The sequence below is a fragment of the Streptomyces lincolnensis genome (assembly GCF_001685355.1).
In the GTDB taxonomy this organism is placed as follows: domain Bacteria; phylum Actinomycetota; class Actinomycetes; order Streptomycetales; family Streptomycetaceae; genus Streptomyces; species Streptomyces lincolnensis.
Genome location: NZ_CP016438.1, coordinates 1,580,600 through 1,596,888, shown reverse-complemented (window position 1 = coordinate 1,596,888; position 16,289 = coordinate 1,580,600). Strand labels below are relative to the sequence as shown.

12 protein-coding genes are annotated in these 16,289 nt (G+C 70.4%); 6 read left to right on the top strand and 6 right to left on the bottom strand.

The features are described from left to right. Positions 1-6: 6 nt before the first annotated feature. Positions 7-1,485, bottom strand: coding sequence for a non-reducing end alpha-L-arabinofuranosidase family hydrolase (locus tag SLINC_RS07040; protein ID WP_067428029.1), 1,479 nt, complete (start codon positions 1,483-1,485; stop codon positions 7-9). 720 nt (positions 1,486-2,205) lie between these two features. On the opposite strand from SLINC_RS07040, the gene SLINC_RS07035 reads away from it, so the two are divergent. The 3 genes from SLINC_RS07035 to SLINC_RS07025 all read left to right on the top strand — a co-directional run bounded on the left by SLINC_RS07035 (position 2,206) and on the right by SLINC_RS07025 (position 6,029). Beyond that, positions 2,206-3,636 (top strand): endo-1,4-beta-xylanase, encoded by a 1,431-nt coding sequence (locus SLINC_RS07035; protein WP_067428027.1) that lies wholly within the window; start codon positions 2,206-2,208, stop codon positions 3,634-3,636. A 100-nt stretch (positions 3,637-3,736) separates the two neighbouring features. Then, on the top strand, positions 3,737-5,044 hold the full coding sequence (locus tag SLINC_RS07030; RefSeq protein WP_067445114.1) for an RICIN domain-containing protein: 1,308 nt from the start codon (positions 3,737-3,739) through the stop codon (positions 5,042-5,044). 109 nt (positions 5,045-5,153) lie between these two features. Next, the gene (locus SLINC_RS07025; RefSeq protein ID WP_067428025.1) at positions 5,154-6,029 is read left to right on the top strand and encodes a DUF3592 domain-containing protein; all 876 of its coding nucleotides are present in this window, start codon (positions 5,154-5,156) and stop codon (positions 6,027-6,029) included. Here the strand turns inward: SLINC_RS07025 and SLINC_RS49230 are convergent. Genes SLINC_RS49230 through SLINC_RS07005 form a run of 4 tightly spaced genes read right to left on the bottom strand, consistent with a single transcriptional unit; the run spans position 6,022 to position 11,527 of the window. Next, the gene (locus tag SLINC_RS49230) at positions 6,022-7,266 is read right to left on the bottom strand and encodes a CHAT domain-containing protein (protein WP_225988273.1); all 1,245 of its coding nucleotides are present in this window, start codon (positions 7,264-7,266) and stop codon (positions 6,022-6,024) included. The genes SLINC_RS07025 and SLINC_RS49230 overlap by 8 nt on opposite strands. Positions 7,267-7,283: 17 nt before the next feature. After that, complete coding sequence (locus SLINC_RS49225; RefSeq protein WP_225988272.1) at positions 7,284-8,942, bottom strand: hypothetical protein; 1,659 nt, start codon at positions 8,940-8,942, stop codon at positions 7,284-7,286. A gap of 15 nt (positions 8,943-8,957) precedes the next feature. Next, positions 8,958-10,166, bottom strand: coding sequence for a hypothetical protein (locus SLINC_RS07010; protein WP_067428018.1), 1,209 nt, complete (start codon positions 10,164-10,166; stop codon positions 8,958-8,960). After that, a complete protein-coding gene (locus SLINC_RS07005; RefSeq protein WP_067428016.1) occupies positions 10,166-11,527 on the bottom strand; it encodes a hypothetical protein in 1,362 nt (453 codons plus the stop codon). The genes SLINC_RS07010 and SLINC_RS07005 overlap by 1 nt, the downstream gene beginning before the upstream one ends. Before the next feature lie 113 nt (positions 11,528-11,640). Between SLINC_RS07005 and SLINC_RS07000 the strand changes: the two genes are divergently transcribed. Further along, positions 11,641-12,066, top strand: a complete 426-nt coding sequence (locus SLINC_RS07000) for a hypothetical protein (protein ID WP_067428014.1) — start codon at positions 11,641-11,643, stop codon at positions 12,064-12,066. 94 nt (positions 12,067-12,160) lie between these two features. Here SLINC_RS07000 and SLINC_RS06995 read toward each other — a convergent pair whose 3' ends face one another. After that, complete coding sequence (locus SLINC_RS06995; protein WP_067428012.1) at positions 12,161-12,904, bottom strand: FadR/GntR family transcriptional regulator; 744 nt, start codon at positions 12,902-12,904, stop codon at positions 12,161-12,163. 105 nt (positions 12,905-13,009) lie between these two features. On the opposite strand from SLINC_RS06995, the gene SLINC_RS06990 reads away from it, so the two are divergent. Together SLINC_RS06990 and SLINC_RS06985 are read left to right on the top strand one after the other, a co-directional pair. Continuing rightward, positions 13,010-14,746 carry an IlvD/Edd family dehydratase gene (locus SLINC_RS06990; RefSeq protein WP_067428010.1) on the top strand — a complete coding sequence of 579 codons (1,737 nt, stop codon included), beginning with the start codon at positions 13,010-13,012 and terminating at the stop codon, positions 14,744-14,746. A gap of 61 nt (positions 14,747-14,807) precedes the next feature. Then, the gene (locus tag SLINC_RS06985) at positions 14,808-15,995 is read left to right on the top strand and encodes a fumarylacetoacetate hydrolase family protein (protein WP_067428008.1); all 1,188 of its coding nucleotides are present in this window, start codon (positions 14,808-14,810) and stop codon (positions 15,993-15,995) included. The last annotated feature ends 294 nt before the right edge of the window (positions 15,996-16,289 follow it).

Here is a 16,289-nt window from a genome sequence, read left to right as displayed (position 1 = left end):
ACGCCGTCAGCGCCGGAGTGTCAGCAGACCCGGACGGTAGGGCCAATGACCGTACTCGCCACCGGAGTTGGGGGCGCGTCCCTGGTAGAGGAACTGAAGGTTGCACGGATCGACGGTGAAGGTCTGATCGGCGCTTGCGCGGACCAGTTCGCCATGGCTGATGTCGTTGGTCCAGGTGGCGCCGCTGTTGGCTTTGCCGGCGAAGGAGTTGCTCTCGGTCGCGGCCTGGGGTGTCCATGAGCCGTTCAGGCTTGTGGCCGTGAACGAGCGGAAGTAGCGGCCCTGCGAGCCGATCGCCTCGACGATCATGAGGTAGCGGTTCTGGCCCTGGAGCTTGTAGACCTGCGGGGCTTCGAACAGGTTGTTCTTCGTGTCGCTCATGATCGTTGTGTAGCTTGAGCCGAAACTGCTCGGGAAGTTCCCGATCGGCATGCTGGCGCGGTAGATCTTGCCGTTGTCACCGGCGAAGAACAGGTACATGTTCTGGCCGTCGGCGATGAGCGTCTGGTCGATGGGGCCGGTGTCGGAGCCGGTGATGCTTCCGGAGAAGAGCACCTGCTGTGCGGACCAGCCATTGGGGTTGGAGGGGTCGCTCGACGTCCGGTAGGAGAAGGCGCTCCCACCTCCCCACTGGTAGGCCATCACCCAGATGTTCTTCGGCGCGAAGTAGAAGAGCGTGGGCGCCACGACGGAGTTCGACATCGTGTTCTGGCTGGCCGAGGCCATCTCGGGCCAGTTGCCGAACAGGCCGAAGTTCATCGAACCCCAGCCCACTCCCGTTCCCGGGGCGCCGTGTGTCGTCGCATAGACGAGATGCCTGCCGTTGTAGGGGACGACGGTGAAGTCCTTGAGCGAGGCCCACCCGGCCTTGGGCTGTGCCAGCGCGCCCGTCGATGTCCAGCGGTAGGTCGACGGAAGGTCGCACGGGACGGGGTTGTTGCCGCCGACCTTGACGAGCTGCCACTGCTGGTTGGTGCCGGCCCAGTCGTCGTACTGGACGATGTTCGCGTTGTCGGCGGTGGAGCCGCCCTGTACTTCGAGGGCCTTGTTGCTGTGGCGCGCGATCAGCCTCACGTGGCCGTCCGGGCTGTCGGCCAGTCGCCACTGCTGGCTGGTGCTGTTCGTGTCGGTCCACTGGACGATCGCGCCGCCGTTGGCGGTGGACCCGTTCTGGACGTTCAGCACCTTGCCCGAGTGGCGGGACTTGATGCGGTAGTAGCCGCCCCCGGAGTCGACGAACTGCCACTGCTGCTGGGCCTGGTCGTTCCTGGTCCACTGGGTGATGCGGGCGCCGTCGCCGGTCGCCAGGTTGTAGACGTCCAGAGCCTTGCCGCTGTTGCGGTTGACCAGCACATACGAGGCGTTGGGGTCGACGGTCGCCGCGTTGGCGGGCTGGGCGCCGAGGAAGGTGGCCACGAGCAGCAAGGGCGCAAGGACGGCGAGTAAACGTCTCAGGTAGACCGTGGGCGGGTGGCGGAACCACATCAGAGGGCACTCCTTTGGGGGGCAGGGGTGAGGTGACCCGATGAACCGCGGAGCGGACTTCCGGGAACAGAGACCAGCTCGAAATGTTTCGAAGATTTCCCGGAAGCTTTGACGCCACAAGCTAGGAATGCCGGGCCTTCCGGTCAAGGCCTGTCGCCGATCTGGCCACAAACAGCGCCTCCTCGCCCCACTCGCCGGTAGCCCGGAAGTTTCGGACGAGGAACGGAAACTTTTTCTGCGGGAAGTATTGACGATCCACCGTCAATCGCTCAATCATCCCTTGTCTGAGAAGGGCCACAGTTCGAGATCGAACTATGTCGGCCCTGAGCAATCTGTGCCGCACAGCAGATCCGCGCACCAAAGCCCCTGCGTCACCCCATTTCTTCCGGTGAGGCTCGCACCAGCGCATCCTGGCTCTTCGCGCAGTTGAAGAGGTATGCGACGCCGCGTGGCGGTCCCCCGGCTGAGCCGCGATGGAGTGCCCCCATGCCAGTCCCTGTGCCTTGTCGAAACACCACCGCCGCAAGCCGTATGTCACCGGACGGCCGGCCGGGTGGCATCCGTGCCGGTTGAGATCGTCCCGGTTTCATCACTGCGGTGTCCGGTAGTGCCGTGATGCCCTGGTTCGACCGCTCTGTCCTTCCCCCGAATGGGAGCGGGCGACGCACGCATTCCCCTGCGCTCCAGTCCTTCCGTGACTTCTACCTTGGAGGCACAGCCATGGGCTCGTATGCCCTTCCCAGACCCGCTATCCGCCGGAAGATGCGCGGCCTGCTGCCGGCGCTGGTCGTCGGCGTCCTCGGTGCGACCGGTGCGCTGGTCGCACCGGCGCCCGCACAGGCCGCCGAGACCACGCTCGGCGCCGCGGCGGCGCAGAGCGGCCGCTACTTCGGCACCGCCATCGCCTCGGGCAGGCTGGGCGACTCCGCGTACACGTCGATCGCGAGCCGTGAGTTCAACTCGGTGACGGCCGAGAACGAGATGAAGATCGACGCCACCGAACCGCAGCGGGGCCAGTTCAACTTCACCGCCGCCGACCGCGTCTACAACTGGGCGGTGCAGAACGGCAAGCAGGTGCGCGGCCACACCCTGGCCTGGCACTCCCAGCAGCCCGGCTGGATGCAGGGCCTCAGCGGCAGCAACCTGCGCCAGGCGATGATCGGCCACATCAACGGCGTGATGGCCCACTACAAGGGCAAGATCCGCCAGTGGGACGTCGTGAACGAGGCCTTCGAGGACGGCAGTTCGGGAGCCCGGCGCGACTCCAACCTCCAGCGCACCGGCAACGACTGGATCGAGGTCGCCTTCCGCACCGCGCGCGCCGCCGACCCGGCCGCCAAGCTCTGCTACAACGACTACAACGTCGAGGACTGGAACTGGGCCAAGACCCAGGCCATGTACCGCATGGTCCGCGACTTCAAGCAGCGCGGCGTGCCGATCGACTGCGTCGGGTTCCAGTCGCACTTCAACAACGGCAGCCCCTACAACAGCAACTTCCGCACCACCTTGCAGAGCTTCGCCGCCCTCGGCGTCGACGTGGCCATCACCGAACTCGACATCCAGGGTGCCTCGCCCACGACCTACGCCGCCGTGACCAACGACTGCCTGGCCGTCCCGCGCTGCCTCGGGATCACCGTCTGGGGTGTGCGCGACAGCGACTCCTGGCGACGGGAGCACACGCCGCTGCTGTTCAACGACAACGGCAGCAAGAAGCCCGCCTACACCGCCGTCCTCAACGCACTCAACGGCGGTTCCACCAACCCTCCGGCGGAATCAGGACCGGTCAAGGGCGTCGCGTCGGGCCGTTGCCTGGACGTGCCGGGCAACAGCACCACTGACGGCACCCAGCTCCAGGTGTGGGACTGCCACAGCGGCACCAACCAGCAGTGGACGTCCACCGCCGCCGGCGAGCTCAGGGTCTACGGCAACAAGTGCCTGGACGCCGCCGGCACCGGCAGCGGCACCAAGGTCCAGATCTACAGCTGCTGGGGCGGCGACAACCAGAAATGGCGCCTCAACTCCGACGGATCCATCGCCGGAGTGCAGTCCGGTCTCTGCCTCGACACCGTCGCGGGAGGCACCGCCAACGGCACCCTGATCCAGCTCTCCTCCTGCTCGAACAGCGGCAACCAACGCTGGACCCGCACCTGATGGGACCTGCCACAAACGAAAGGGTGAGTCGATGAAGACCTACGGTGCGGCTTCCCCCGCTCCTCCACCCCGACATCGCTGGTGGTCCCGGGTCGCCGGCCTGGTGGCGGCGACCCTGGCGATCGGCATGCTCGCCGTGGTGAATCCGGCGCCCGCCTCGGCGGCGACGGTGGACACCAACGCCTGGTACGCCCTGGTCAATCGCAACAGCGGCAAGGCGCTGGACGTCGCCGGCTCGGCCACCGCCGACGGCGCGCGGCTCAGTCAGTGGACGCGCAGCGACGGCACCAACCAGCAGTGGCAGTTCGTGGACTCCGGCGGCGGCTTCTACCGCCTCAAGGCCCGGCATTCGGGCAAGGTCCTCGACGTGGCCGGCGCCTCGACCGCCGACGGTGCCGCGATCCAGCAGTGGGCCGACCACAACGGGACCAACCAGCAGTTCCGCCTGGCCGACTCCGACGGGGGGCACGTCCGGCTGATCAACCGCGCCAGCAGCAAGGCGGTGGAGGTGCAGGGCGCCTCCACCGCCGACGGCGGCAATGTCGTCCAGTACTCCGACTGGAGCGGCGCCAACCAGCAATGGCAGCTGGTCAAGCTGTCGTCCGGTGGCGGTGGCGGTGGCGCCGCATGCGGCAGCGCCCCGACGCTGTCGAGCGGTACGCACACGATTCAGAGCGGCGGCAAGAGCCGCAGCTTCATCCTCAGGGTTCCCGCCAACTACGACAACAGCCGCCCCTACCGCCTGATCTTCGCGTTCCACTGGCGGGGCGGAACCGCCGGCGACGTCGCCTCGGGCGGCACGAGCGGGAACGCCTGGTCCTACTACGGCCAACAGGAGCAGTCCAACAACAGCGCGATCCTCGTCGCCCCCCAGGGCCTCGGCAACGGCTGGGCCAATTCGGGCGGTGAGGACATCACCTTCGTGGACGACATGATCCGGCGCATCGAGGGCGGCCTCTGTGTCAACCCGGCACAGCGTTTCGCCACCGGATTCAGCTGGGGCGGCGGTATGAGCTACGCACTCGCATGCAGCCGGGCCAACGCCTTCAAGGCCGTCGCGGTCATCTCCGGCGCCCAGATCAGCGGGTGCAGCGGCGGCACCCAGCCCATCGCCTACTTCGGCATCCACGGCATCAGCGACAACGTCCTCAACATCGGGCAAGGACGGTCCCTGCGCGACACCTTCGTCCGCAACAACGGCTGCACCTCCCAGAGCCCGCGCGAGCCCGCGCCGGGCAGCCGAACGCACATCACCACCACCTACTCGGGCTGCCGTGCCGGATACCCGGTCCAATGGGCCGCGTTCGACGGAGGCCACGGACCCGGTCCGGTCGACGGCACCGGCGGCGAAAGCGGCGTCACCACCTGGACCAAGGCAGAGATCTGGAGGTTCTTCTCACAGTTCTAGTGACAGGCCCGCACCACTGAGTGGAGCCAGGATGATCCTGGCTCCACTCGGCCGGTTCTCGGCCCGAACCTGGGATCGGTAGGGGGCCATGCGGCGAGAGCCTCGCCGCATGGACCTGCAGGAGATGCTCGGGCTGTGGTGGACGGTGCCCGCGGGGCTGGCGTTGGTGGGTTACGCGTGTTCGCTGGCCGGGCTGACCCGGCCGCAGCGGGCGGTGTGGGTGACGGCTCGGGTCGTGGAGGTGCATCCGCCGGGACACGGTGAGTCGGGGCGGCACGGGATACCGGTGACGATCGTGTACCAGGACCCCGGCACCGGGCGGGAGTTCAGGCTGCGGCACGAGAACAAGCGTGGCGACCGGGTGCAAGTAGCCTGGGTGGGGCAGGAGTTCCCGGTCCGGTTTCCGCGGCGGCGGCCGGAGCGGTTCTCCCTCATGCTGGGCAGCGAGGGGCGGACCTCCGGGACCGGCGGGCCGAACTGCATGGTGATCCTGCTGGTGTTGGGACTGGTCGTCCAGTCGTTCTTCGCGTGGGGCTGGCAGTGGGGGCTGATCTGCGTCGGTGGCCTGCTGCTCCTCGTCGTCGCGCTGAGCCGGGACGGCGAGTACGTCCGCGCCCGCGCCGCTCAACTGGCCGAGGGCGTCACCGTCCAGGGCCGCGTGGTCGCCGTCACCAGGGACGTCCACTCCGACGGCGAAGGCGGCGAGAGCGTCAGCCACGCCTCCGTCGTCGCCTTCACCACCCACGAGGGCGTCGAGGTCACCGCGCTGTGCACGCAGGGCATCCGGAACATCGCCAGGTCCCTCGGCCGTGACATCCCCCTCCGTTACGCGCCCGCCGACCCGTCCCTCCTGACCGTCGACCCCGACCACGAACGCCGTGAGCGCACGTCGAACATCAGGTTCGTAGCCACCCTGCTGGTCACCGGGACCGCCGCGATCGGGGTGGGCGGATACTGCCTCCACCACCCCTGGCCCCTCACCTGACGATGCAGGTCAGGGCCGCCCAGAGAAGGGGCGAGTGCTCGATCCGACCGTGGGCGCGCCACCGGTCGAGCTGCTGTCGCTGCCAGGCGCCGAGACGGCGGACCGGGTCGTGGTCCTCGTGGGCCGCGTCCACCGCGATCACAGCCTCCGTGAGCGGTCGTACGGACTCCGGCAGACCGGCCAGGCGGTGGAAGGCGAAGCTGGTGGGGAGCACCCAGCGGGTGGAGGTGACCAGCTGGGCACCGTTGTGGATCATCGCCGTCGCCAGGCCGAAGGACTCGGCGAAGCGGAGATCGCCGCCGCTCTCGCAGGCGATCAGCGCGACGCGCGGCGGTGCGGGCCAGAGTCGAGCGCCCGGCACACCGTCCGCGCGCAGCGGGAGCGTGCCCAGGAGAAGGTCCTTGGCGGACAACGGGCGGTGGGTGCGCACCGGTTCGGTCATCCCCGTGGTCTCCGGGCCGCAGCACAGGTGCAGGGTGACGTCCTCGCTCTGCCCGCCCTCGACCGGGGCGCCGCTGACGTGACCGACGTACATCAGGCGACGGGCACCCTTGCGCAGCGCCTCGCCCAGCCAGTCGCGGTCGAGGTCGGTGCGGCGGAAGGCCTCGGCGGGGGTGGCGACGGACGGTACGACGGTGCCCGCGTCGAGCCTGCGCTGTACGAGGGACAGGAGCGCCGGGTCCGAGCCGGGCTGCCCCAGGACCGAGCCGAGCGGGGAGTCGGCGCGGAAGCCGGGGACGCGGGGGTCCAGGACGAGAACCACGGCGTCCGAGTCCGGGTCCTGATCGGTCGGGGTGGTGCCTGCCCGTCGTAGCGATGCCGGTGCGGTGGTGGCGATGTCCACGAGGTCGATCAGCCGTACGTCGCTGTCGTCACCGTCCACGGCGAGCAGCTCCCACGGGACCTGGGCGACCCGGGGCGACGGCTGGATTCGCATCAGCGGACGGCCCAGGTGGGCGGACACCTGGCGGATCTGGTCGGTCAGGCCCGGCGGCCACAGCACCTCGGCCAGCATGCGGGAGAGGCGGCGCTCTTCCTCGTACGTGGCCGGCGCACCGGACTCGAACGCGCGCCGCATGCCTTCCGCGCCGCCGCCCGGCAGTTCGGCGGCCAGCGCGCGGACGGCCTCGTCCACGTCCGGCCCCGGGGTGTACCCGGTGCCGAAGCCCTGGGCCCCACGGGCCCACGTCCAGGTCATGTGCAGGTCACCGGCGTCGGCGAGGCGGACCTGGACCACCGGACGGTTCGCGTCGGTCAGATCGTCGGCGGACAGAACGGCACCTCTTCCTCGCTCACGATCCGCCGGTGATAGCGGAACTCGGCTGCCTGGACGTACTCCTGGAGCGCGGTACGGCCGCCCGCCTCCGCCGACATCACGATCTTCGGTGGCGGTGCGACCCGCAGGCCGACGGAGGCGGCGGCCTCGGCCGCGATGCCGCCCAGCGTCAGGGGAGCGTCGTCATCGGGGCCGTACGTCTTCATGGCGGCGTCCGGGAAGACCGTCGCCGCCCTGTCGGCGGTGGACGTATGGCTCAGCGCCAGGGAGGCGCCCGCGCACCGGTGTTCCACCAGCTCGAAGATCAGCCCCTGGTCGTTGCTGCGGAGAGCCAGCCGGAAGACCAACTGCATGGCTTCGTCGGCCAGTTGGAGCCACTGGCTGCGGGCGTGGGCGGTGGCGAAGTCGTAGCGGGCCGCTTCCAGCGTCAGGGCGGCGGGCAGGGCGAGGGAGAGCGCGTTGGCGAGTGAGGCGCGTTCGTGGTCGCCGTGGTCGGTCCGGTTCAGGTTGTCCTCAAGGGTGCGCGCGAGCATCAGGTCCACCTGGGCGCACCGCTCGTACACCCCGCGCTCCTGGTACACGTCCCGCGCGCCCTGGGCGAGCCGCTTCATCTCGTCGATGTCGCCCCGCTCGTACGCGTGCCGGGCGCCCATCAGCATGGTGTCGGCGGCGGCGATCGCGGCACCGACCTGCTGGAAGCGGGCCAGGCTGGACGCCGTCAGCGCGGCAGCGCCGGCCGCGTCCCCGCGGTGTGCGGCGATGGCGGCACGGGCCTGTTCGCAGACGGCCAAGTCCTCTGCCTGGCCCTGCCGTTCGAAGATCTCGGCGGCCTCCGCGTACAACTCCTCCGCGCGGTCGAGGTCGCCGGCCCGCAGCGCCGCGTACGCCCGGTGGGAGAGCACCTGTTGGCGCCCGGCGTGGTGGCCCAGCGTCAGACAGGCCTCCTCCGCGCGGGCGAAGTAGTCCTCCGCCTGCTCGAACCGCACGGTCGAGGCGCAGACGACCCCCAGACAGTCCAGCAGATACGGCTCGGCGAGCGGCGCGTCGGTCAGCAGCGCGGAGGCCAGTTCCTCGGCCGCGCCCCACGCGCTGCGGTCCATCAGCAGATGCACCCGGCTCAGGCCGATCTCGGCGGTGCGCAGCCCCTCGGGGTCGTCGAACTCCGACAACAGGTCCGTCGCCTCGGCCATCGCCTCCTGTGCCTCGTCGAACCGCCCGGTCCTGCGCAGCAGTTCGACCCTGGCCAGCAGTGTCTTCAGCAGGACCTCCTGCCACAGTCGGCGGCCGTTCGGTCCCATCGGCACGGACGCGATGCCCCGCACCAGATCGAGGGACCGCCCGATGCACAGGGCCGCCCCGGGCAGATCCGTGGCCGCGAGCTGAACCGTCCCGATGTCGGACAACAGGTGCCCGCGCAGAAGCTGTACGTCGGGGGAGTCCTCGAACGACTCGGCCACGGCCAGGAGTTCGCCGTACACGGCCAGTGCCGCCGGGAGATCCGGGGTGAGTTGATGGCGTTCGGCGAGCGCGAAGCCGCTGTCGAAGGGCTCGCCGTAGCTGAGTCCTGCCGCCTGTTCTTCCTGTTCCGCTGCGGCTTCCGGGTCTTCCAGGACTTGCGGGTCTTGAGGGTCTTCCATGTCTTCCGGCATGGGCTAGAAGTCCTCCTCTACGGCAGCGGCAGCCGCGATCTCGGCGAGGAACGGGTGCGGGTGCGCGACCTCCCTGTCGTGCGGTGCCGCCGCGACGCCGAGTCGGTGCCGGGCCAGGGCTCGTACCGCCTCACGTGCCGCACGGTCATCGGCACCCGGTCCCGGGTCGAACCCCGGCAGCAGGATGCCGACTTCGATGCCCGGTGTGGTCGAGGCCGGGATGTCCAGGTCCGCCCGGCCGGTCCACATGTCGTCCCGCCTGGCCAGCGGAACGCGGTTCGGCGGGCTGCCGTCCACGTGGACCTCCGCCGCGAGGTGCACTCCGCCCACGGGGGCCGCGATGTCGGCGACGACCTCGACCTCGATCCGCCGCCCGGCGCCGAGCGCGTACGCCGTCCAGGACACGGCCTCCTCGGACGCGTCGACGAAGCCGGGAGGATAGCGGCACCAGTCGTTGGTCCCCGAACCCCGGGCGATCACGCGGTCGGTCGCGGTGCGGAGACTGCCTGCCACGAGGGCGAACTCCTGCTGCCGTGCGAAGAGTTCGGTGAGGTCGAGCGGCGTGGCGGTCGGCCTGTAGTCCCGCTCCAGGGCCGACCGGAGGCGCTGTAGCGCCTCCCCGTCCAGCCCGGCGTTGTCGGCCGCGCCATCGATCAGCCGTAGGACACCGTCCAGTTGGCGGGGCGGGCCCGCCGACTGCCACCAACGGATCAGCGGGTCGAGCGCGGCCAGGTGCTCCTCCAGCAGTTCGGCACCCTCCGCCTCCCCCGACTCGTCCAGGAGTTGCTGGCACTTGTGGGTCAGTGCGGCCAACTCCAGGCCCAGCGCGTCCGGTTCGAGCGCGGGAATCCCGTCCAGGTACGACGTCGGCCACCAGCGGGCCGCCCAGTGCCCGAGGGCGAGGCGGGCGGCGGCCTCGGCGAGTGCGGTTGGCTGCTCGGGCAGCGTCAGCTCGGCGGCCGGCGTGTCCGACGCGACGGCGTCGACAGCGGCGGCCGTGCGCTCGCCGTAGACCGTCCACAGCCACTGCTGGGCCTGCCCCACGTCGTGGATCTCTGCTGCCGGCAGACCTGTCGGGTCGAGGACGGGCCAGGTCAGGACGGCGCCCGCGACGTCGAGAACGGCGCGGGTGAAGGGGGGACCGGCGGGGGGCCCCGCGATGTGTACGGTGCGGTCCTCGGCTCGCGTGATGGCACAGCGCCGTCCAGGCATCACGCGCTCCTCGGCTCGGCGGCGGGCTCGGCGGCCGACGACAGGGTGCGCAGTGCCGTACGGACTCGTGCGCGGTGGTCCATCATCACCGAGCGGGCGACCCCGTCGAGCACGCCCCAGGCCGATGCCGCGTCGGGCAGTGCCGCGTCGCGGACGTCGCGCCCGTGCAGCCGTACCCAGAGGCGCCGCATGTACGCGGCCCACGGGGTGCGCAGGTCCTGGGCGAGGGCGTTCAGCACACCGCCGTCCGGGTCGGGACTGGGGGAGACGGTCATCCTGCGGGCCCGGAGGACCGAAGCCTCCCGCCGCCAGCGGCTGTTGACGATGCGGTGTGCCGCCGTCGACCCCGCCACGGAGGTCCCGGCGCCCAGCGGATCGAGGCCCACCGCGAGTCGGCCGCCGAGTACGACGGTGACGCGCAGGCTCTCGTCGTGCAGGCCGAGCGGGGCGCAGCTGCGGGCGGCCTCCCGCCGGACGAGTTCCGGCACGGTGGGCAGTTGCTCGCGGTGGGTCGACGCCTGGAGCACGGTGAAGAGGCGTTCGAAGAGCGTGCGGTCGAACGGCGCGGGGAGGGTGGCGGTCGAGGCGCCCCGGCCGACCTCGGGGCGCGGGGGCACGCGGTGCGCGGTCAGTCCGAGGTGCGGGGGTATGTCGGCGCGGTCCCAGACGTCGGCCGGGTGGGCCGACCACAGGGCTCGCCCGAGCAGGCCGCCGTGCCCGGCCCGGACCATGGCGGCGAAGGCCGGTGAATCGGCCTCCTCCGCACCGCAGGCGTCGAGGACCTCGGCCGCCAAGCCCGCGTCGGCGGCGCCCGGTACCGCTTCGCGTTCATCCCATGCCGCTGCCAGTTCGGCGTCGAGGCGGGCGCGCCGGGAGGCGTCCGCCAGATGCTCCTTCAGCGCTGCCACCGTGCGTCCGCCGGAAGCGTCCACGACGTCTTCGAGCACCGCCCTCGCCACCGCGTCCGCGCCGGGCCCCGGCGCCCCGTGCTCGGTCGCCAGCTCGAAGCACCGCTGGAAATACAGGTCCTGGGGGTTGCCCGCCACGATCCCCAGGGCCCGGCGGGTCTTCTTCAGCAGCGTGAACCACCGTGCCGTCGCTTCCAGAACCGCACCGGACTCCCGTATCAGCGCGTCGAGTCGCTCCGCCTCCCGCGCGTCGAGGAAGTCGGCGGCTAGCTCCGGACGCAGCGCGGGCCGGACGATCAGCGGCAGCACGATCAGCTTGACCGTCCGGGTCAGCGGCGCGCCACCGGGCCCGCTCAGCGCCCGGGGCCCCGGCCCGAGGCCGCGCCAAGCCGCGTCGATGACCATGGCGCGCGGACGGCGCTCGCCGGTCGACGGCCGGCTGGGGATCGACATGGGCAGAGCGTACGTCCTGGGGGAACTGGTGGTCGAACCTGGGATCGGTAGGCGCCGCCCGCCTCCTAACGTCCACACCACCAGGCAGAACGGACCGGAAGGGCAGGCACAACATGGGAATCTTCGGCAAGGGAAAGAGCCGCGAGGAGAAGGCCGCGAAGATCGCGGAGCAGGTGGCCGGCGGCAAGGGTTTCTACGGCCGTATGACACGCGCGACGCTCGGCGCCGAGGACTACGCCAAGCTCCAGCAGTCGCTCGGCGCGTACAACTCCGGTGCCACTGTGCAGCAACTGCTCGCCGCGGGCGTACCGACGGTCCCCGCCGTCGTCGTGTCGATCAGCGACACCGGCAGGCTGGTCAACTTCGACCCGGTCGTCGACCTGGTCCTCCAGCTGGCCGGGGCCACCGCCGACCCGTTCACGCTCCGGACCATCGTCTCGAAACTGCGCATCCCCCGCACCGGTGATCAGGTACTCCTGATCGCGGACCCCGCCAACCCCGGTGGTTACCTCTATGCGGGAGACGGAGCGAGGTCGTGACGACACCGAGGTAAGAGACCGCGACTCTGATGTGACCCGGTAGTGCCGTCGGGCACGACGTGTCCCGAGGGCGCGAACAGCCCTCGATGACAGGTCATACGGCATCGCTGGGCATTCCGGGTGACTGGGCGATCTCCTGTTCGGCGGCTTCGATGATGGCCAGTACGGCGGCCGCCGCGGCCGCGGGATCGCGGGCCTCGACGGCCTGCACGATGGCGCGATGACCCGGCAGCGAGGCTTCCACCGCGCCGGGGGTCTGGGTGCTGACGAGGAAGCTGTGCTCCAGCGCGATGTCGACAGCGCGGCCCAGTGAGCCGAGGAGACGGTTGCCGCTGGCGTCGAGCAGGGCCCGGTGGAAGGCGATGTCGGCCTCGACGTAGCCGCTGCGGCCGGGTTCCGCCGCCGCGGCCTCCATGGCCGCCAGGCAGTCGTACAGGACGCGTACATCGTCGGGGCCGGCCCGGTCGGCAGCGAGCCGGGCCGCCTCGGGCTCGACGATCCGGCGCAGTTCACCCGTGTCGCGCAGCAGAGTCGTGGCGTCCCCGGCCTGTTTCCAGCGCAGCACGTCACGGTCCAGGTGGTTCCAGTGCTCCGGGGGCAGCACGCGCGTGCCGGTGCGCGGGCGTACGTGCAGCATCCCCTTGGCCACCAGTGCCTTGACCGCTTCCCGCACCACCCCGCGGCTGACGCCGATCTCGGCCGCGAGCGCGTCCTCGACCGGCAGCGGATCCCCCGGCTCCCACACGCCACCCACGATGCGCCGCCCGAGCCCGTCGACCACGCGCTGATGCGTGGTCAGGAAGTGCACCACGATCTCTGCTCGCCCCCTGGACGTCATTCATCGAATCATTTAATGATTGCATGACAGGGTACGGCCTGCGGGTCCTCACCCGGCAACGCCCCATCGCGGAGCGGACGACGCCAGAGCCACGGGAGTGCCTGCATGACCGACAGTCAGAAGACGAGCCGCCGCAGCCAGGCATGGTTCGGCGCGCGGGGCCGCAGCGGGATGGTGTACCGCTCCTGGATGCGCAATCAGGGATTCGGGCACGAGGTGTTCGACGGGCGTCCCGTCGTCGGTATCGCGACCAGTGCCTCCGAACTCGCCCCGTGCAACGCCCATCTGACACGCGTCGCCGAGGCCGTCAAGCGCGGCGTGTGGCAGGCGGGCGGCCTGCCCCTCCAGTTCCCCACCATGGCCACCGGCGAGACCCTGATGCGCCCCACCGCCATGCTGTACCGCAACCTCATGGCCATGGAGGTCGAGGAGCTGATCCGGGCCAATCCGCTCGACGGCGTCGTGCTGTTGTCCGGCTGCGACAAGACGACCCCCGCCATGCTGATGGGCGCTGCCAGCGTCGACCTGCCCGCCGTCATGGTCACCGGCGGGCCGATGCTCAACGGCAAGTACCGGGGCCAGGACGTGGGATCCGGCACCCACGTGTGGAAGTTCGAGGAGGACCTGAAGACCGGCCGGATGACCGAGGAGGAGTGCTTCTTCGCGGAAGGGTGCATGGCCCGTTCCAACGGGCACTGCATGACGATGGGAACCGCCTCGACGATGGCCTGCATGGCCGAGGCGCTCGGCATGCAGCTGCCGGGCTCGGCGGCCTGGCCCGCGGTCGACTCCCGGCGGATGGAAACCGCGCAGGCGGCGGGGCAGCGCATCGTACGCATGGTGGAGGAGGAGCTGCGTCCCTCGCAGATCCTGACCCGGGAGGCGTTCGAGAACGCCATCCGGGTCAACGCGGCCATCGGCGGCTCCACGAACGCCGTCATCCATCTCACCGCCATCGCCGGACGCGTCGGCGTCGAGCTGAGCCTGAAGGACTTCGACGACCTGGTCCGGGCGGTGCCGACCCTGGTCAACCTGATGCCGAGCGGCAAGTACCTCATGGAGGACTTCTGCTACGCGGGCGGCCTGCCCGCCGTCATGGCCGAGCTGCTCGGCGGCGAGATGCTGCACGGCGAACAGATCACGGTCACCGGACGCACCATCGCCGAGAACACCGGCAATGCCGAACGCGTCGACTCCGACGTCATCACCGGCCTCGACGTCCCCTTCCAGCCGGCCGGCACCGGTATCGCCGTCCTCCGCGGCAACCTGTGCCCCGACGGCGCTGTGATCAAGCAGTCCGCCGCGTCACCGCACCTGCTCACCCATCGCGGCCCCGCGCGCGTCTTCGACTCCCCCGAGGCCTATCACGAGGTGGCCGACGACCCGGAACTCGACATCGACGAGAACACCGTCATCGTCATCCGCAACGCCGGCCCCAAGGGTTACCCCGGCATGCCCGAGGTCGCCAACGTCCCGCTGCCCGCCAAGCTGCTGAAAGCCGGCGTCAAGGACCTGGTGCGCGTCTGCGACGGCCGGATGAGCGGCACCGGGTACGGGACCGTGGTCCTGCACGTAGCGCCCGAGGCCGCCGTCGGTGGACCTCTCGCCCTGGTGCACGACGGGGACCCGGTCGTCCTCGACGTCCCGAACCGCTCCCTGCGCCTGGACGTGGACGACGCCGAGCTCACACGACGCCGGCAGGCATGGAAGGCACCCGCTGAGCGGCACACCAGCGGCTACGCCTGGCTTTACACCCAGCACGTGGAACAGGCCGACCAGGGCGCCGACTTCGGTTTCCTGCGCGGAAGCCGTGGACACGAGGTCCCCCGCGACTCCCACTGAGCCCGCCCAAGGTGACCGCACCACCCCCTCGCATTCCCTCGAATCCAGGAGAGCATCGATCGTGGAATCGGCAGCAGCGCGCCCTCGTCCGGTCCTCACCGCCGGCTCCGTCCTGCCCGCGGACGCCGACCGAGCCGCCCTCGTCGCGCGCGTCCACGACCCGGAATGCGACGGACCGTGTGTGGCCGCGGTCCGCGGCGAGCAGGTCGTCGACCTGACCGCCATCGCACCCACCGTCTCCGACCTCATGGAACGCGACGACGCGGCGGCGGTCGTCCGCGAGGCCGACGGCGGACATGTCTGGCACCTGGACGAACTGCTCGCCGCACCGGCCGGCCGCCGTGACGTTCCGCGTCTGCTCGCCCCCATCGACCTGCAAGTGATCAAGGCCGCGGGCGTCACCTTCGCCCGGAGTCTGCTGGAACGCGTCATCGAAGAGCGTACGGGCGGCGATCCGGCGCAGGCCGCGCGGGTACGGGCCCGCGTCGGGCAGGTGGTGGGTGGCACGCTCGACGGCATCCGTCCCGGATCGCCGGAAGCGGACAAGGCCAAGGAACTGCTCGTCTCCGAAGGACTGTGGTCGCAGTACCTGGAGGTCGGGATCGGGCCGGACCCGGAAGTGTTCACCAAGGCCCCGGTACTGTCCGCGGTCGGCACCGGCGCCGACATCGGCGTGCTCGGCGCCTCGGTGTGGAACAACCCCGAGCCCGAGGCCGTCCTCGTCGTGGACTCGCGCGGCCGGGTACGCGGCGCGACGCTCGGCAACGACGTCAACCTCCGCGACATCGAGGGACGCAGCGCCCTGCTGCTGTCCCGTGCGAAGGACAACAACGCCTCATGCGCGATCGGCCCGTTCGTCCGCCTGCTCGACGAGGACTTCGACCTCGACACCGTGCGCGGGATCGACATCGACCTCCGGATCGACGGCACGGACGGCTACGTACTGCGTGGCAGCAGTTCCATGCGCGAGATCAGCCGCGACGTACTGGACCTGGTGGCCGCCACGCACGGTCCGCACCATCAATACCCGGACGGCTTCGTGCTGTTCACCGGAACGCTGTTCGCCCCCACCGAGGACCGACAGGCACCCGGCGCGGGCTTCACCCACGAGTACGGCGACATCGTGCGGATCTCCAGCCCGCGACTCGGCGCTCTGGTCAACACCGTCGTCCCCAGCGAGCAGGCCGGGCCGTGGACGTTCGGCGTACGAGCGCTGATGCGCAGCCTTGCCCGGCGCGGCGTGCTGTGAGACGACGAAGCTCGGGCGATACCGGTGTGGTTCGCTGCGAAGAACACCTGCCTGTTCTCCATGACGGGCGGCGCGCAGAGGCCCATGACCCGGCAGTTCACCCGCACGCCCCGCGGCCCGCGGCGCCGCAGTCGTCATGCCGGTGCTGAGCACGGCGACGGCGGAGGAACTTCCTCCTCCAGGCGCGGGTGCCTGCTCTGCACCTTCCTCCCTGTGCATGTGCACCAGGCCGCGTGGTCACAGGGCACCCCGGAAGCACCGGGCCCGGACCACCACATGCCTGGCCCTGCGGTC